Origin of the sequence: Bacillus cereus group sp. BfR-BA-01356, assembly GCF_022663635.1 — a bacterium.
Taxonomy (GTDB): domain Bacteria; phylum Bacillota; class Bacilli; order Bacillales; family Bacillaceae_G; genus Bacillus_A; species Bacillus_A cereus.
In genome coordinates this window covers 1-18675 of the sequence record NZ_JAKUFX010000071.1, presented here as the reverse complement: position 1 = coordinate 18675, position 18675 = coordinate 1, and the positions used below count along the sequence as shown (strand labels likewise).

Here is an 18675-nt window from a genome sequence, read left to right as displayed (position 1 = left end):
AGATGTATAATTATATTGGGCGATTTATATATAAGATTAATAGGGAGAGGAATTCGATAGAATGGAAAAAGCTTTAAAAATTAAACAAATAGTAGTCGTTTTAATAGCGATTGCCGCAGTAGCTATTGGGTATTACATGTTTCAATCAATTACTTCACCAGCAAAAGCTGTTGCGAAACAAGAAAATGTAGTGCAGCTTGCAAGTGAACAGCCGAAAGTTGAAATGAATAAAACGGCACCAAGTCGTTTTAATGGAAAAGAAAGAAAAGTTGCTTATCTTACATTTGACGATGGGCCAGGGAAATATACGGCTGAATTATTAAATACGCTAAAACAACATGATGCGAAGGCGACGTTCTTTTTAATTGGAGCGAATGTAAAAGAATTTCCTGATTTAGTGAAACGTGAAAATGCTGAGGGTCATTATGTAGGCATGCATAGTATGACACATAATTTCGCAAAGTTATATAAAAATGGCGAGTATGTAAATGAGATGAAAGAAGATCAAGGTTTAATCGCTAATATTATTGGGAAATCACCTAAATTAACACGTCCTCCATATGGTTCGATGCCTGGATTGAATGAAGGTCTTCGAAATAAAGTGGTAGAAGGCGGATTTAAAGTATGGGATTGGACAATTGATTCATTAGATTGGAGATACAATAAAATGCCAGTTGATGCAGCTGCAGCACAAATTGCTCAAAACGTATTAACAAACGCAACAAAACCACAAGAAGTAATTTTAATGCATGATATTCACCCGCAATCAGTTGCTGCTGTGCCAGCAATTTTAAAGGGGCTAAAAGAAAAAGGTTATGAGTTTGAAGCTTATCATGAAGAGAGTCACTTCCCAGTGAACTTCTGGCATGATAACCGTATGTAATGGAGGAATGAACGTTGAAGTATGGAAAAGTAGCAGTAGTTGGAGCATTATCAGTAGGACTTTTAACAGGTTGTTTCGGTGAAAAGCCAGAAGAAAATCTATATACAGCTTTTGAAACAGCAGCAACACAAGAAAAATCTTTAGTGGATGAAGCAAAAAAATTAGAGCAGTTAGAGAAACAAGGGCAAGAATTATATGCTCAAATTTTGCAAGAAGGTAAAGATCATAATGAAGCAGTTGTGAAGAAAATAGAGCAAGCTACTGCAAATGTAGATGATCGTGAAAAAGTATTGAAAAGTGAGAAAGAAATGCTAGAAAAAGCACAGAAGGAAACGAAATCTGTTCAAAGTAATATAGAGAAGATTGAAGATAAGAAGTTACAAAAACAAGCAAAAGCAGTAGAAGAGTCGTATAAGAATCGTTATGATGCATTCCAAAAGATGAATGAAAATTACACGAAAGTGTTAGCAACTGAAAAAGAACTGTATGAAAAATTAAAAGTAAAAGAAACGAAATTAAAAGAAATCGGTGAAAAAGTTAAAACTGTTAATGAATTAAATGTGGAAGCACAAAAGTCGAAAGAGCAGTTTAACAAATTTACAAAAGAGTATAATGACAGTAAATTAGCATTCTACAAAGGTGCAGAAATTAAGATTAAAGATCAGAAATAAAGAAGAATCTAAAGTGTAATAAAAAGCCGGAGAAACATCGTTATAAATGTTTTTTCGGTTTTTTACGTTAAATGAATAGAAAAGACTGGAATTGATATCATAAAAGAGTTATAGTGAGTTATTCTAAGGGAAACATTGTAAAGTAAGGAGAATAGGAATATGTCATATGAATTTTTACTCAAATTAGGTTTAGCACTCTTTTTAGGATTATTCATCGGGATAGATAGGCAGCTAAAGAATAAACCACTTGGTGTGAAAACAAGTATGGTTATTTCTGTAGCAAGTTGTTTAATTACGATGGTTTCAATTGAATCTGTGCATGTATATTCTGTTCCAGGACATACAAATATGGATCCGATGCGACTGGCCGCTCAAATTGTTAGTGGAATTGGTTTTCTTGGCGCAGGTGTCATTTTACGAAGAAGTAATGATGTTATTTCTGGATTAACAACAGCTTCTATGGTGTGGGCTGCTTCAGCTTTAGGGATCGCAATTGGTGCGGGATTCTATTTACAAGCGACAGTTGCTATGGTTTTAATTATTTTAGCGATTAATGTACTTCCGCAACTTGTGAAAATTGCAGGACCGTATTCATTAAGACAAAAGGATTTATCTATAAAAATTACTGTTAAAGAGCATCATGAGTTAGATGGTATATTTAAGCAAATTAAAAATTTAGGCATGCATGTGAAACGCGTGAAAATTAAAGATATAGATAGTGGAGCATTTCAGCAACTGGAGATGGTTATTTTAGCTCCAGAAGATTTATATACAACAGAGTTATATAGTTCCCTGAAAGAGATTGATCGAGTAGTTTCAGTTGAAGTGGAAAGTAGATAATTGTGATAAAAAAGAGTGAAGTGAATTCACTCTTTTTTATTTGGATTTTTAAGGAATGAAATTGATATAATGATGAGTAACAAGGGGGAGAAATGATGGGAATACATATTAGAAGAGCAATAAAGGATGATATACCAGGTATAGCAAAGGTGCATGTTGATAGTTGGAAAACAACGTATAAAGGGATATTTGCTGACGAAATTCTAGATAATGTAGCATATGAGAAACGAGAAAAACAATGGGAAGATATTTTTCAAAAAGAAGGTAATCATCAATTTAGATTTGTAGCAGAGAGTTTAAATGGAGACATAGTTGGATTCGTCGATGGGGGAGTAGAAAGAACTGGTACATATAATTGTGATGGAGAATTATATGCAATCTACCTTTTACAAGAGTATCAAGGAATGAAAATAGGACAAAAGTTATTTCAAGCTTTATTATCGGATTGTATAAACAATGATATGCAATCACTTTTAGTTTGGGTTGTTACGAATAATCCTTCTAAAAAGTTTTATGAAAAATTTAACCCTGAAAAAATTGATACGAAATTTTTAGAGAGAGTAAGGGTAGAAGAAACAGCGTATTGTTGGAGAGATTTGAATTTGTTATACAAAAAGTTATATAGATTTGCTTAAATAATATTATTATGTAAACTTTATGTTTGAAAGAGGTATACCAATTAAGGTATACCTCTTTTGTTTAATCATTTTGGATAGATTACTAATGAAAAATAGTAAGTATGTAGTTTGAAACTGAGTATTTTTTTCGTGTATTTTTAACTAGATTAAAGAAAAGAGAGAAAACAAGAAAAATTAAATCAGATAAAAAAATTCTGAAATATACTCTTTAATTGAATATCATTATCAATTAGAATCATAATTGATAACGACATTCAATTATCGTTTATTATATAAAATTTCGATAGCTTTAATATAAAGAGGAGGACCAACATGCAGCATGCGAAACAAATCGCAGAACATGCAACATTACAAAGCTTTTTAAACTGTTATTTAAGAGAAACAGGGAGTGGAGAATGGATTACAGAGGATGAAAGAATGAAGAGTATCTTCAGTAATACGTTGAATAGAGATACAGTCCCCACATATTTATGTTGTCGGCTATCGGCACAGAACGTTACTTTGTATGGAGAAGTTATATATAAATCATCAACAGATCGCCATTTGTTTGGAGAACAATTTTATTATCAAATTGGAGATAGTCATTCTGTTATTACAGCAGATTATGTTACAGTTATTACATTTTTAATAAAAGAGATGTCTATCAACTACGGAGAAGGAACGAATCCTGCGGAACTTATGCTTCGAGTTATCTGTAGTTGTCAAAATATTGAGGAATTTACAAAAGAGAGAATAGAAGATACATCCGCATTATACGGTTTTCATACAACTTTTATAGAAGCGGAGCAGTCTTTATTATTTGGGCATTTAACTCATCCTACACCAAAGAGTAGACAGGGGATATTGGATTGGAAAAGTGCAATGTATTCTCCAGAATTAAAAGGAGAATGTCAGCTTCATTATTTTCGGGCACATAAAAGTATAGTAAATGAAAAATCATTATTATCAGATTCTACAACAATGATTATAAAAGAAGAATTAAGTAATGATGAGATGGTTAGTAAGGAATTTATAGCGAAGTACTGTAAGGAAGATCAATATGCATTAATTCCAATTCATCCGCTTCAGGCAGAATGGCTCTTGCATCAAGCTTACGTACAAGATTTGATAGTTCAAGAATTGCTTGAGTATATTGGTCCTGTAGGTAAGTATTATATGGCAACATCATCACTAAGGACGCTATATCATCCCAATTCGAAGTATATGCTTAAGTTTTCATTTCCGGTGAAAGTAACGAATTCAATGCGTATTAATAAACTGAAAGAACTTGAGAGTGGTCTTGAAGGGAAGGAAATGTTAAATACGGCTATTGGTGAAGTACGAGAAAGATTTCCAGGATTTGATTTTATTTGTGATCCAGCCTTTATTACATTAAATTATGGAACACAAGAATCTGGATTTGAAGTGATTATTCGTGAGAATCCTTTTTATAGTGAACATGCAAACGACGCAACATTAATTGCTGGGCTAGTTCAAGACGCTATACCTGGGGAGCGTACGCGGTTATCGAATATTATTCATCGCCTAGCAGATTTAGAAAGTAAAAGCTGTGAAGAAGTAAGCTTAGAGTGGTTTAGACGATATATGAATATTTCTTTAAAGCCAATGGTATGGATGTATTTACAGTATGGTGTTGCATTAGAAGCTCATCAGCAAAATAGCGTTGTTCAGCTAAAAGATGGTTATCCGATCAAATATTATTTCCGTGATAATCAAGGATTTTATTTCTGTAACTCAATGAAAGAGATGCTTAATAATGAATTAGCTGGTATTGGAGAACGTACTGGAAATTTATATGACGACTATATTGTGGATGAGAGATTTCGTTACTACTTAATTTTCAATCATATGTTTGGCCTCATTAATGGTTTTGGCACAGCAGGATTAATTAAGGAGGAAATTCTTCTCTCGGAATTAAGGTCTGTACTTGAATCATTTCTTCCATATAACCGGGAACCTTCTACATTTTTAAGAGAATTATTGGACGAAGATAAGTTAGCGTGTAAAGCAAATTTACTAACGAGATTTTTCGATGTCGATGAGTTAAGTAATCCATTGGAGCAAGCTATTTATGTGCAAGTACATAATCCACTCGTTAGAGAAGTGGCTGTTCGTTCATAAATAACGTTAAAATTTCACGTAATACAAATAATGGTATTTTGTCATAAGGTGGAGGGTTTTATGAGAGTGGACATGTATCATACGAAAGTATTGAAGGCGCTCGAATCAGAAGATTACATTTCAGTACGAAGAAGAGTGCTACGTCAATTAGTAGAATCGTTAATTTATGAGGGGATTATTACACCGGTTCGCATAGAAAAAGAAGAACAACTTCTTTTTCTAATACAAGGACTTGATGAAGAAGACAAAAGTGTCACGTACAAATGCTATGGCAGGGAACGGATGACATTTGGACGTATTTCGTTAGACTCATTAATAGTAAGAGTTCAAGATGAACAGCAAGAAATACAGTCTGTCTCGCAATTTCTAGAAGAAGTTTTTCGGGTTACTAGTGTAGAACAAGCTAAATTAGATTCTTTTATGCACGAATTAGAACAAACAATATTTAAAGACACGATTGCACAATATGAAAGAAATAATAAGAGAGAATATACTCAAAAATCTTACGATGAGTTTGAAAGCCAATTAATAGATGGCCATCCATACCATCCTAGTTATAAAGCACGTGTTGGATTTCAATATCGTGACAATTTTCAATATGGTTATGAATTTATGCAGCCAATAAAACTCATATGGATTGCAGCACATAAGAATTATGCGACTGTAGGTTATGAGAATGAAGTGATGTATAACAACCTTTTAAAAGAGGAGATTGGCGATCGTAAATTAGAAGAGTTTATGGAACGAATTCGTAATAAGGGATGTAATCCAAAACAGTACGTGTTTATACCTGTTCACCCATGGCAGTGGGAGAATTTCATCATTTCAAATTATGCGGATCATATACAGGGTAAATTTATTATTTATTTAGGAACATCAGAGGACGATTATTGCGCGCAACAGTCAATGAGAACGTTAAGAAATATTACGAGTCCAAAGAAACCGTACGTTAAATTATCGATGAATTTACTCAACACTTCAACACTTCGTACGCTGAAACCATACTCTGTTGTGAGTGCACCAGTAATATCAAATTGGTTAAATGATGTTGTAAGTAATGACGCCTATTTAATGGATGAAGCACGTTTAATCTTGTTAAGTGAGTTTTTAAGTGTAACGTATGACACGAATAAGAAAGCTATATATGGTTCATTAGGATGTATTTGGCGCGAAAGCGTTCATAAGTATTTAGATGCACAAGAGGATGCAATTCCTTTTAATGGTTTATACGCTAAAGAGAAAGATGGTACACCAATTATTGATGCGTGGTTGAATAAATATGGAATGAAGGATTGGCTACAATTACTTATTCAAAAAGCGATAATACCAGTTATACATCTTGTTGTAGAGCATGGCATCGCACTGGAATCACATGGACAAAATATGATTCTAGTCCATAAAGAAGGGGTGCCTGTTCGTATTGCGTTAAAGGATTTTCATGAAGGGCTTGAGTTTTATCGTCCATATTTGAAAGAAGTTGACAAATGTCCCGACTTTACTAAAATGCATAAAACATATGCGAATGGAAAAATGAATGATTTCTTTGAAATGGATGGCATTGAATGTTTGCAAGAGATGGTGTTAGATGCACTATTCCTGTTTAATTTAGGAGAATTAGCATTCGTACTTGCGGATGAATATGGATTGAAAGAAGAACATTTTTGGATGATGGTTGTTGAAGAAATTGAAGATCATTTAAGAATATATCCACATTTGAAAGGTAGATTTAAAAATATTCAATTATATGCACCTACATTCTATGCTGAACAATTAACGAAACGTCGATTATATATGGATGTGGAATCGCTTGTTCATGAAGTTCCAAATCCATTGTATAGAGTAAGAAAACTTATGAAACAAAAATCAATTGTTACAGGGGGAAATTATGCTAATCGTTAATAAACAAGAGTATAGCAAAAGTGATTTTAATTTGAGATTACAAGTTTATGAGGAATTGGAACAATTTCAAGAAGCAGAAGGAAATAGATTTGCACTTTGTCTGAAAGATCCATTCGATATTATTACGCTTGTGTTTTTCTTAAAAGAAAAGAAATCATCAGTATTACTTATACATGAAGATACGCCAAAAGAAACGGTTATTGAAATGGCAAAGCGTGCAAATTGTGTAGGAGTTTTATATGGAGAATATGGCGATTTTACAAAATTAGAAGTAGGGAACTTTTTACTAGAAGAGCCTTCTTTATTGCAATATAGTTCGGGAACTACGGGAGAACCGAAACTGATTCGTAGAGCATGGACGGAAGTTGATACAGAAATTACTGCCTATAATGAAGCTTTAAACTGTGAAGTAGATGAAGTGCCAATCGTTATGGCTCCTGTTTCACATTCATACGGACTAATATGTGGTACGTTATCAGCAATTACGAGGGGGAGCAAACCTGTAATCATTACGAACAAAAATCCTAAATTCGCATTAAATATAGTTCGCAATACAGAAAAACATATCATATATGCAGTACCACTTATGTTACACATTATGGGGAGTTTTCCATTAGGAACGTTCCAGTTTCATAAAATTATGACATCAGGATCGCCTTTGCCAGAAGCACTATTTTATAAACTAAAAGAAATGACAACATATATGATGCAGCAATACGGTTGTTCTGAAGCAGGTTGTATTAGTATATGTCATGATATGAAAAGCCATTTAGATTTAGGAAACCCTCTACCTCATGCAAGTATTAGCATAGGTTCAGATGAAAATGCACCGGAAGAAATTGTCGTGAAAATGAATGATAAGGAAATTTTCACGAAAGATTTAGGTTATAAATCTGAGCGTGGCATTCATTTTATGGGGCGTATGGACGATGTAATTAATGTTTCAGGATTAAAAGTCTTTCCTATAGAGGTAGAAGAAACGATGCTTCGATTGGAAGGTGTGCAAGAGGCAATTGTATATCGAGGGAAACATCCTGTGATGGGCGAAATAGTTAAAGCGAAAGTGATCTCTCATGTTGATCCAGTGAAAATAAGAGAATGGTGTATTCAGCACTTACCTTCTTATAAAGTTCCGTATGAAATTGAAAGTGTAAATGAAATTCCTAAAAATAAAACTGGAAAAGTAAGTAGAAAGTTACTAGAGATGGGAGAGGTTACAACATGAGACGGGAAGCGTTAAAGAATGCCGTGTTAAAAATTATGATAGAAAAAATGGAACTGAAAAATGTAACACATTTAGAAGAAACGATGCGCTTAAATCAAGATTTATATATAGATTCGGTAATGATGTTACAGCTTATTGTATACATAGAAATGGATGTAAAGCTATGCGTTCCAGAGGATGAGGTAGATCCAAAGGCATTTCTTACTGTAGGATCTTTGCTTGATTTTATGGAGGAGTTAGAGCCGTTACAGGAAGTAAATGTGAATAACTAACCTTTAGGAAAGTGGATGAGAGTATGACTTCAATTAAAGTGCACTGTTTAGTGAGTTGTTTTTGTGAAATTATAAAAAGGCGTAGCGACATTGATTTTCGTCCATTTTATTTTGGACTATGGGATGGAGATTTTGATATAACAGAAGGCGGAATTATTTCATATCACTCTGAAAACATTAACCATGATCATTATTTACTTTGGTTTGAAAAATTGTACGGTATTAAAGTAAACGAATGGTATGATCATGCAAAAGATAAAGATAGCAATGTAGAAACGTTTTTAGAATTAGTAGAAAACAAGCCGGAAAATCGTTATGTCATTGTAATGGTTGATATGTCTCTATTACCAGAGAGGGAAAATAAATTTCATCAAAAACCGTTTCCACATTATTTAATGATATCAAAAACAGAGAAAGAAGAAGAGTGGTTCATGCTAGATCCAGATTTTCGTTGGGAAGGAAATATGGAAAGAGAAAAAGTACTTCACTCTATTCAAGATAACCCATTTGGTGGAGGGTATTTCATTGATATAGAAGGAATTGGGGAGCCAACGCAAGAAATAGTAGCTAGTTATTTCACAGAAACATTCAAAAAGAACGACAATGAACTGACTATGGAACTGAAAAAATTAATTGTAAAAATGGCAAATGAGGAAGAAGGATATGCGCTTTCTGGACTTGTAGCAGCAGTAAAACAAATACCAGTACTTGCAATTCGTAAATATAGTTATGAGCATGCCTTTGCATACTTCCGTGAAACGTTGCAATATTCGGAGCAAGAATTTGATTATTGGTGTGATCGGGTAGAGGATATTGTACAAGGATTTACAAATGTACAGTATCGTGCAATTAAAATGGCAATGACGAATAATAAAGGTATGCTAGTATCAATTATTGAAAAACTGGATGAAATGAATGCAATTGAACTGCAGATTAAGAAGGAATTAGAGAGACAGTTTCTATCATGGAAAGGTATGAAAACAAATCAATCTGTCGCAACTCTTTAATAAGCTAACTGAATTTAAGATAGGGGAGTTTAATGCTATGAAATATTCGCTATGTACCATTTCATTTCGTCATCAATTAATTTCATTTACTGATATTGTTCAATTTGCATATGAAAACGGTTTTGAAGGAATTGAATTGTGGGGGACACATGCACAAAATTTGTATATACAAGAACGCGAAACGACAGAACGAGAATTGACTTTTCTAAAGGATAAAAACTTAGAAATTACGATGATAAGTGATTACTTAGATATATCATTATCAGCAGATTTTGAAAAAACGATAGAGAAAAGTGAACAACTTGTAGTACTAGCTAATTGGTTTAATACGAATAAAATTCGCACGTTTGCTGGGCAAAAAGGGAGCAAGGACTTCTCGGAACAAGAGAGAAAAGAGTATGTGAAGCGAATACGTAAGATTTGTGATGTGTTTGCTCAGCACAATATGTATGTGCTGTTAGAAACACATCCCAATACACTAACGGACACATTGCCTTCTACTATAGAACTATTAGAAGAAGTAAATCATCCGAATTTAAAAATAAATCTTGATTTTCTTCATATATGGGAGTCTGGCGCAGATCCAATAGACAGTTTCCATCGATTAAAGCCGTGGACACTACATTACCATTTTAAGAATATATCTTCAGCGGATTATTTGCATGTGTTTGAACCTAACAATGTATATGCTGCAGCAGGAAGTCGTATTGGTATGGTTCCGTTATTTGAAGGTATTGTAAATTATGATGAGATTATTCAGGAAGTGAGAGGTACGGATCTTTTTGCTTCCTTAGAATGGTTTGGACATAATGCAAAAGAGATATTAAAAGAAGAAATGAAAGTATTAATAAATAGAAAATTAGAAGTAGTAACTTCGTAATGTGAAATGATGTGAGAGTCTCGTTTTAGAGGCTCTTTTTTTATGGTAAAAAATAACCAAAAATTTCCATGTATTTTAATTTGAATTTAACACAATTTATATATAAATAAGGAGGTGATTGGTAATGGCTAGAAATCGTAATTCTAATCAATTAGCATCACATGGAGCACAAGCAGCTTTAGATCAAATGAAATATGAAATTGCACAAGAGTTTGGTGTACAACTTGGCGCTGATACTTCTTCACGTGCAAACGGTTCTGTAGGCGGTGAAATTACAAAACGCCTTGTAGCGATGGCAGAACAACAACTTGGTGGCGGATATACTCGCTAATTGTAGAAGGTTATAGGAGAAAGGAAGGATTCTTCCTTTCTTTTTTTTTTCAATTAATTGGTATGGATATATTGTGAACTGGATTCAAAGAATAGGAATAATACTATAATTTCCCCAATTTCTTTTGTTGTGAATGGGAAGTAGTAAAGATGTAATAGCCCTGGTGGAATGAAAAGTTACGTTCCAGCGGGGCTATTATATGGTAAGAAATATATGATGAAAGGTTTCGAAGCCAACATGTTAAAAAAAGAAAACTGTTGTTTAATTGCGCTTGCATCAGTTCCACTTGTTATGACATTAGGGAATTCAATGCTCATCCCAATTCTGCCGACTATTGAAAAGAAATTACATATTTCATCGTTTCAAGTATCCATGATTATTACAATTTACTCTATCGTAGCCATTCTACTTATACCGATTGCTGGTTATTTATCAGATAGATGGGGACGAAAGATGGTAATGGTTCCGAGTTTGCTGATTGCAGCTATAGGAGGAGCGATAACTGGTTGGGTATCTTGGAAAGTTGATAATCCCTACAATTGGATATTGATTGGTAGAGCGATTCAAGGTATTGGTGCTGCTGGTGCAATGCCAGTTGTTATACCGTGTGTTGGTGATTTATACAAAGACGAAAAACAAGTTAGTACAGGTTTAGGAATCATAGAAACATCCAATACATTTGGGAAAGTGCTGAGCCCTATTTTAGGGTCTGCTCTTGCTGCCGTTGTATGGTTCTTACCATTTTGGGCGATTCCAATTTTATGCGTAGTATCAATTGTTTTATTACTTGTTCTAGTAAAGGCAAAGAAACAAGAAGGAGAAGTACCACCGCTTAAAGAGTTTATAAAATCTATTCTGTCTACGTTTCGAGAAAAAGGAAGATGGTTAATTGCCATTTTTGCATTAGGTGCAATTATTATGCTTATTTTATTCGGAATTCTCTTTTATTTGTCGACTATACTGGAATCAAAGTATGACATTCATGGTATATGGAAAGGGTGTGTGCTTGCTATCCCGTTACTTGTACTGTCACTTAGTTCATATATGGCCGGTAAAAAAATTGGAGATAATCAAAATGTTATGAAGAAGTGTATCTATATTGGTTTTTTAATGGCAGCTGCATCAGTCATCATTCCTTTATTTATAAAAGGGATTTATTTACTACTTCTTTGTCTCGTTATTATGGGGATAGGGATTGGTATGGCACTCCCATGTTTAGATGCCCTCATTACACAAGGAATTGAAAAGGAGCAAAGGGGAACAGTTACGTCATTTTACAGTTCAATGCGATTTATCGGTGTAGCAGCTGGACCACCTTTATATTCTTTTTTCATGAAAGGGGCGGACCATGAAGTGTTTTATTTGACAAGTATTTTCGCTGCCATTGGTGCTGTCATAGCAATCATTTGGATTAAACCAGCAAAGGATGCAAAGACGTTAAAACAGAAACCAGAGCCTACTTCATAATTTGTAAGAGAATTGCATGATGTTTTGAGGAACATGCAATTCTCTTTCGTTCATTAAGAATAAATAACTTGTTTTAACATATAAAGCGCGACACCCCATATGATGAGACCAGAAAATTTATTTAATAATAAAATTGTCTTTCCGGTTGAGTCTAGTCTTTTTAGAAATTTCCCCGCTAACGCTAAGCTTATAAACCAAATCCAAGAAACGATAATAGTTGCAAGTGTGAAAGCCCATTTTTCACTTCCTATGTATTGAATAGAATTTGTTCCAATTACACCGATTGTGTCTAAAATAGCATGTGGATTTAATAACGAAACGGATGCTGCGAAAAGGATTTGCTTTTTTAAGGGCATACTTTTTTCTTGTTTTACATCGTTGGAAGGGTTACTTCTCCAAATAACAAAGCCCATGTATAGGAGAAAGAAAAATCCAATTATATATAACGAATTAGTTAGCCAAGAAAAAGTAAGGAGTACAAGGGAGACACCTTGCACTGCAATCAATATGAGTAACGTATCACATATAGAGGCAGTTAATACTACAGGGGCTGCCCTCCAAATGTTTGGTTGGCTCGCACCTTGGTTAAAGACAAAAACATTTTGTACACCTAATGGAATGATAAGTCCAAATGCAAGAATGATACCATGAATAATTGCTTCACTCATCATATTACCTCCTATTTTAATTCATTATGATAGTGTATATTGTATAGAAGAAATGAAAATTTGTATCCATCCATATGGTTGGGGAGGTTACCAACCAAAAAGAATATAAGGTGATATAATGGAAAGATTCGTTTGGAAACCGAATATGTCTCTAGCGACTCCTCTGTATAAACAAATAGAAACGTATATAAAAGAAAGGATCGTTAATGGAGAATGGACCGTTGGAACGAAATTACCTTCACAAAGAGATTTGGCACATACATTTGGTGTGAATCGAAGCACAATTGTAATGGCTTTCGATGAACTAGTTGCAAAGGGATACATAGAAGGGAATGGCAGGAAAGGAACAATTGTTGTAAATAATAATGAGAATGCTTCAACTTACGCACCTCCGCCTAATTGGCAGTCTTATGTAGAAACAGGACTTCATTATCCGAATCTCCCAGCTATTCAGGAGATTAATCAAGCTGAATTTTATCCACATGTAATTCGATTAGGAACAGGTGAGCTCGCGCCGAGTCTCTTACCTGAGAAAAAGATGAAAGAAATTATGAATAAGCTTTTAAAGTCAAATGTGACGCTTGGGTATGAAGAGCCGAAAGGAAATTTTTATTTAAGGGAAAAGATTTCCGAATACTTAAAGGGGCATGTTATATGTGTATCTCCGGACTCTATATTAATTGTTTCAGGAGCAATTCAAGCGCTGCAACTTATCTCTATGGGGCTTCTTCCAAAAGGGGCATCCATCTTATTAGAAAAACCATCCTATTTATATTCGCTTAATGTTTTTCAATCCGCAGGAATGCGTTTCATTGGAATACCAATGGATGAGAACGGTTTAAATACATCATATATTACAAAATATAAGAAGCAATTTAATGCATCTATTTTATATACAATCCCGTCTTTTCATAATCCAACGAACTTTAGTATGAATGCGAAGAGACGAATAGAAGTGATGGAAATATGTAATGAAATTGGATTACCTATTATAGAGGACGCAGTGTATCAAGACTTATGGTTTGATGCACCTTGTTCGAAACCTTTAAAAGCCTATGATAAAAACGGAATCGTACTACATATTGGAAGCATGTCCAAAGTAATTAGTCCAGGGTTAAGAATTGGATGGATTGTTGGACCTGAGCCAGTAATTCAAAGATTGTCAGACATAAAAATGCAAACAGATTATGGTTCAAGCACTATATCCCAGCAAATTGCAGCAGAGTGGTTTACAAATGGTCTATATGATGAGCATTTGCGCTTTGTAAGAAGTGAATTGAAAAAACGAAGAGATTTTATGTTACTAATGTTAGATAAATATCTTCGTGAAATAGCAACTTGGCATGAACCAACAGGGGGATTTTATATATGGGTACATATAAAAGTAACCATTTCATATCGCAGTTTATTTGATAAAGCTCTGCAAGAAAAGGTTTTATTAAACCCAGGTACTTTATATGATAGAAGTGCAAATCAATTTTTGCGCCTATCGTATTCATACGCAACGTTAGAAGAAATTGAAATAGGTATAAAAAAACTTGCACAACTAATGAAAAAGTAAGAGGAGAAAGTAATGAAACAATATGTAATTTGCCAAATGATCAATGGAGAAAAATATTTAGCTGCTTATGCGGAGACGAAGCAAGAAGCGATTGAAAAAGCAGAACTGTTAGGATTAAGAACGGGAAATCGTTACATAGTTATTACTGCAGAGGAAGCCGAAGGGTTAACGTATCCTTAAACAATGTACGAGATTATATAATAATAAATAAGTCTAGTAATATAAGAAATTACTAGACTTATTTATTATTAAGTTGTTAAACGTTCTCGTATTTATACGCAAAGTAATAATATTATGAGTCAAGTTGACGAAAAAATCGATTTGTCTTTCGGTCTTGATTTCCTTTTCTATATTCATCGATATATTGCCTAAAGTTCCAAGCTTGTAAAAATTTATTAGCAGAGTTATAACCAGAATTGTAAAGCCATTCTTTTTCTTCCTTTGTCAGTTCAAAATTAGTACTTGTAATCGTTCCTGTTGGAATTGTAATCGTTCTTGCTTTTGATTCCTTATCTAAATGACGTAAATCATGAGCTTGCATCATTGTTTTAAATAGTCCTTTGAACATGGAAATAGGCTCGTTATAGTGAGCAGGATCAGCTTGAATCTCATCTTTTACAAAATGAAATCCGAAAGTCGGCCAGCGAGGAGTGGTAGGTGAATCGAAGATCCAAATTGGATAATTACTTAGAATTCCTCCATCAACCATATAACAAGGCTGCTTCCATTTTGGAGTTCTCCATTTTACGGGTTCAAAGAAGAAGGGGATTGTACTACTCATTCTTACCGCTTTAGCGATAGAGAAGCGATAATTTAAAAATCCGTAGTTTGGTAAGTCGTCAGGAAAGACAACCATTTTACCATTACTAATATCAGAAGCGATGATTTTGAGTTTGTTTAGATCCGGTAAATCAGTAAATAAATGAACACCTTTTTTTCGAAGTAATTCTTCAATCCATTCTTCTATAAATACATTAGAGTATATACCTAGAGTAGTCCATGCACTTAGTCCTTTTCCGATAAAGGGGATTTTGTCAATAAAGGTTTTCTTCGTAAATTTGTTATAATCGATATCAGTTATAATCGTTTTTAGCTCTGAACAAGAATATCCTGCCGCTACAAGTGCCGCGATAATTGCACCAGCTGATGTTCCAGCTACACGTTCCCATTCATAACCTTTTTCGGCTAATGCGCAAATTGCTCCAACATGTGCAATACCGCGTACACCGCCTCCTTCAAAAACACCATCGATCTTCATTAAACATACTTCCTTTCAAATAAAAGATTTGGAAATGGCAAAAAAGCACGTATTGTACGTGCTTTTTTACAATGGTTTTTAAGTTTACTAGCAGCCTACAAAGCCGCCCCAACAGCTAGCTCCGATGATGATTAGAAGGATGAATAAAACGATTAATAAAGCGAAACCTCCGTAACCACAACCACCACAGCTACCGCCGTAACCGTAACCGCCGCAACTATATCCGTAACCCATGTGGAATTCCTCCTTATATTAAAAATAAAAATGAACGAGGGGAAAATGTACTGGAAGAACTAAAGAACTATCGTGTTTGTAGGAACAATGTATAGTATGCTTTTTTAAACTTGTTCGCGTACGAAGGATAAGCCCGTTTTTGGGAGGCTTGTTGATTTTGTAAAGAATGAAGTATAATCTTTGTACTATGATATAAATAAGTATGTAAATGTAAGGAGAATTTATGAATAAAAAAATTGAAGTATTAATTGATAAATATGAACTAACACACTTGAAAGAAGAACTTATTAATACTGTATTTCCTTGTATAAAAGTTGTGCCAAAGCAGCAGGGAACTGTTGCGATAGGTAGTTCGAAAATGGGAGGAGTTCCTGATCTACCAGCTTTATTTGAATATCCAAAGCATAAAGGAAATCCACTACAATTTATCGCGCAATTTAACTTAAGTGATTTACAAAACGTTGGTATGAATCACAATCTTCCTAAGACGGGGATGCTGTATTTCTTTTGCATTGAAAATTATTTTGAAGAAAATGTGAATCTAACAGAAGCTGGGCGTGTACTTTATTATGATGTTCCTGTAGAGCAATTACGAAGAGAAAATGAAATACAAGCGAAATATAACCAGTGTGCAATTACTTTTGAACTGACATACAAATTACCAGAACTTTTCATTGAAGATGAGGCTGATTCAGATCGTTTCTTGCAATTACTTGAAGAGCTAATTCCAGATAACTACGATAACCATCAAATGTTTGGTGAGCCATTCTCTGTACAAGAAGAAGTGTTATATGAGACAGGAGAATATATGGGAGTAGACCCGCAGCAAATGACTCTTTTATTCCAAATTGATTCAGATCATAAAAATTGTAATATGGTTTGGGGAGAACTAGGGATGCTATATTTCTGTATTAGTAATGAAGATTTGAAAAATCAACGTTTTGAAAATACATGCTGTGTATTACAAACATGCTAATGAAAAAAGGTTGTTCTTTTAAAAAGAACAACCTTTTTATGTGAATTAGTTAATATGCATAATCTCATATGACCTATACGAAAAAGTATTGTATACTCTGAAACTATACGATACTTTTTCGTATAGTTATAGAATATAAGGAGTGACAAGATGGGAAAGACAAGTAAGTATGTGACAGCTGCCGCACTTTGTTCAACTATAGTAATGGGAGGCTTGCAAGCGTCATCTGTATCTTATGCAGCTACAAATCCGACTACAGTGACAGCACAATCAGATGTAAAGTTATTAGATGATTTCAGAAAAGAATTAAAAAAACAGATTGATAATCGAGAAGAAAATATTACAATCACATATAAAACAAAAGATAGAAATGCTAGAAATATTATGGATCAATTGTATGGTGAGTTTAATAAAATTGTAGATGCTGATGAGTATGTAAAATATAATGTAGCGTCTACTAGATATTCTATTAAAGGAATGCCAGGGGACTATACGTTTACACTGCAAGTAAAATACCGTGAATCAAAAGAACAAACTCAATATGTAAAAGCTCAGGCGAAATCAATTGTTGGATCAATTGTAAAACCAGGGATGGATGAGCATGAGAAAGTAAAAGCTATTCACGATTACGTTGTTAAGCATGTGTCTTATGATACGTCTTATCAAGCGTATACAGCATATGAAGCATTAGCGAATCGTTCTGCCGTTTGCCAAGGATATACATTATTAACGTATGAGTTGTTAAAAGAGGCAGGTATTCAAAATCATATTGTAACAGGCACAGGAAACGGACAAGCTCACGCGTGGAATTTAGTGAACATTGAAAACAAATGGTATCACCTAGATACTACATTTGATGATCCAGTACCAGATAAAGCAGGGCGTGTAACTTACTCATATTTTAACATGTCTGACGAACAGTTAAGTAAAGATCACGACTGGGATCGTAGTAAATATCCAGCAGCAACTACAAGTTATTTTGGTGAATTAACAAACAAAATAAAAGCTGGTAGCTCAAAAACTGTCGTATATGAGCAGATGTTAAAAGAAACAAATTTACAATACTTATCTGCAGAATACGGAGCAGAAAATTATAATGAATTTAAGCAAAAGTTGCAGCAACAGTTTGCAGCCAAACCAGAAAAAGTAGAAGTGCGATATAAGCAGTCCATGGATGGGACGATGCAAGATATAAAGAAAGTATTAAATGAAATAAATTGGCCAAAAGGTGCAAAGCGTGTGTCTTATCAAGTAGCGCCTTATAGTGCATTGGCGGGTTATTCATTAGCGACAATTACATTTACGTATTAAGCAATGGGAAAAAGCACCTGTAAAAGGTGCTTTTTTTATTTATTGATTGATTACTTTTGAATATTAAGAATTATGTGATAAAATAAAAGGATAAGGATGTGAATGTGGAATGAACTTGTTCGAAAGCGATATTTTTACATTGATATATACTTGTTTAGTAATCGGACTTATCGTTTTGTTTTTCATATCATTTACTTTGTTTATTAGAAGAGTATTACAAAGCAGTGCTGCAAAGAAACGCCACGTGATTAATATGAACCAGAAGCTAGATCGAATCATTGAATTGCTTGAAAAAGATAAGAAATAGCGATAGAAGAGGTATGAAAAGACCTGCGGTAGTATGTCAACTGAAAAATAATATCTTTTGAAGTTATCAAAGGACAAATTGCTTAAAAAAGACATCACGAAACTAGACCAGTATTTTATGTAAAAT

20 protein-coding genes are annotated in these 18675 nt (G+C 34.0%); 17 read left to right on the top strand and 3 right to left on the bottom strand.

The genetic code is table 11. The features are described from left to right. Positions 1–61 precede the first annotated feature (61 nt). From MR168_RS20975 to bcbE, 12 genes are all read left to right on the top strand, one after another. Complete coding sequence (locus MR168_RS20975; protein ID WP_000409484.1) at positions 62–883, top strand: peptidoglycan-N-acetylglucosamine deacetylase; 822 nt, start codon at positions 62–64, stop codon at positions 881–883. Between the two features lie 14 nt (positions 884–897). Beyond that, positions 898–1554: a YkyA family protein gene (locus tag MR168_RS20970; RefSeq protein WP_000873566.1), complete on the top strand. Its 657-nt coding sequence runs from the start codon at positions 898–900 to the stop codon at positions 1552–1554. A gap of 159 nt (positions 1555–1713) precedes the next feature. Then, complete coding sequence (locus MR168_RS20965) at positions 1714–2394, top strand: MgtC/SapB family protein (RefSeq protein ID WP_000119510.1); 681 nt, start codon at positions 1714–1716, stop codon at positions 2392–2394. 92 nt (positions 2395–2486) lie between these two features. Then, complete coding sequence (locus MR168_RS20960) at positions 2487–3029, top strand: GNAT family N-acetyltransferase (RefSeq protein ID WP_053564715.1); 543 nt, start codon at positions 2487–2489, stop codon at positions 3027–3029. 315 nt (positions 3030–3344) lie between these two features. Beyond that, positions 3345–5153, top strand: coding sequence for an IucA/IucC family protein (locus MR168_RS20955; protein WP_086412386.1), 1809 nt, complete (start codon positions 3345–3347; stop codon positions 5151–5153). Positions 5154–5213: 60 nt separating this feature from the next. After that, on the top strand, positions 5214–7052 hold the full coding sequence (locus tag MR168_RS20950; protein WP_140159401.1) for an IucA/IucC family protein: 1839 nt from the start codon (positions 5214–5216) through the stop codon (positions 7050–7052). Beyond that, positions 7039–8277, top strand: coding sequence for an AMP-binding protein (locus tag MR168_RS20945; RefSeq protein ID WP_000909583.1), 1239 nt, complete (start codon positions 7039–7041; stop codon positions 8275–8277). Before MR168_RS20950 ends, MR168_RS20945 begins: the two co-directional genes overlap by 14 nt. Further along, positions 8274–8549: a petrobactin biosynthesis protein AsbD gene (asbD, locus tag MR168_RS20940; RefSeq protein ID WP_001250560.1), complete on the top strand. Its 276-nt coding sequence runs from the start codon at positions 8274–8276 to the stop codon at positions 8547–8549. The genes MR168_RS20945 and asbD overlap by 4 nt, the downstream gene beginning before the upstream one ends. A gap of 23 nt (positions 8550–8572) precedes the next feature. Beyond that, a complete protein-coding gene (locus MR168_RS20935) occupies positions 8573–9556 on the top strand; it encodes a DUF6005 family protein (protein ID WP_000200702.1) in 984 nt (327 codons plus the stop codon). 37 nt (positions 9557–9593) lie between these two features. Next, positions 9594–10436, top strand: coding sequence for a sugar phosphate isomerase/epimerase family protein (locus tag MR168_RS20930; RefSeq protein WP_000877670.1), 843 nt, complete (start codon positions 9594–9596; stop codon positions 10434–10436). A 124-nt stretch (positions 10437–10560) separates the two neighbouring features. Next, positions 10561–10767 (top strand): alpha/beta-type small acid-soluble spore protein, encoded by a 207-nt coding sequence (locus tag MR168_RS20925; RefSeq protein ID WP_000113545.1) that lies wholly within the window; start codon positions 10561–10563, stop codon positions 10765–10767. 237 nt (positions 10768–11004) lie between these two features. After that, positions 11005–12234 carry a bacillibactin exporter BcbE gene (gene bcbE, locus MR168_RS20920; RefSeq protein ID WP_033687723.1) on the top strand — a complete coding sequence of 410 codons (1230 nt, stop codon included), beginning with the start codon at positions 11005–11007 and terminating at the stop codon, positions 12232–12234. A gap of 53 nt (positions 12235–12287) precedes the next feature. Here bcbE and MR168_RS20915 read toward each other — a convergent pair whose 3' ends face one another. Continuing rightward, on the bottom strand, positions 12288–12902 hold the full coding sequence (locus MR168_RS20915) for a LysE/ArgO family amino acid transporter (RefSeq protein WP_001287303.1): 615 nt from the start codon (positions 12900–12902) through the stop codon (positions 12288–12290). Between the two features lie 118 nt (positions 12903–13020). On the opposite strand from MR168_RS20915, the gene MR168_RS20910 reads away from it, so the two are divergent. After that, positions 13021–14463, top strand: a complete 1443-nt coding sequence (locus tag MR168_RS20910) for an aminotransferase-like domain-containing protein (protein ID WP_086412387.1) — start codon at positions 13021–13023, stop codon at positions 14461–14463. A 12-nt stretch (positions 14464–14475) separates the two neighbouring features. Further along, positions 14476–14643: a DUF3933 family protein gene (locus MR168_RS20905; protein ID WP_000816389.1), complete on the top strand. Its 168-nt coding sequence runs from the start codon at positions 14476–14478 to the stop codon at positions 14641–14643. 112 nt (positions 14644–14755) lie between these two features. Here the strand turns inward: MR168_RS20905 and MR168_RS20900 are convergent, their stop codons facing one another. Both MR168_RS20900 and MR168_RS20895 read right to left on the bottom strand, forming a co-directional pair. Beyond that, positions 14756–15721 (bottom strand): patatin-like phospholipase family protein, encoded by a 966-nt coding sequence (locus tag MR168_RS20900; RefSeq protein WP_000686794.1) that lies wholly within the window; start codon positions 15719–15721, stop codon positions 14756–14758. An 87-nt stretch (positions 15722–15808) separates the two neighbouring features. Next, positions 15809–15955 (bottom strand): YjcZ family sporulation protein, encoded by a 147-nt coding sequence (locus MR168_RS20895; protein WP_000540425.1) that lies wholly within the window; start codon positions 15953–15955, stop codon positions 15809–15811. 223 nt (positions 15956–16178) lie between these two features. On the opposite strand from MR168_RS20895, the gene MR168_RS20890 reads away from it, so the two are divergent. The 3 genes from MR168_RS20890 (at position 16179) to MR168_RS20880 (ending at position 18549) form a co-directional block, all read left to right on the top strand. Beyond that, a complete protein-coding gene (locus MR168_RS20890; RefSeq protein WP_001034846.1) occupies positions 16179–16931 on the top strand; it encodes a YwqG family protein in 753 nt (250 codons plus the stop codon). 150 nt (positions 16932–17081) lie between these two features. Further along, positions 17082–18242, top strand: coding sequence for a transglutaminase domain-containing protein (locus tag MR168_RS20885; protein WP_000520862.1), 1161 nt, complete (start codon positions 17082–17084; stop codon positions 18240–18242). A gap of 109 nt (positions 18243–18351) precedes the next feature. Continuing rightward, entirely contained in the window at positions 18352–18549 is a 198-nt protein-coding gene (locus MR168_RS20880) for a DUF4083 domain-containing protein (protein WP_006929550.1), read from the top strand. The last annotated feature ends 126 nt before the right edge of the window (positions 18550–18675 follow it).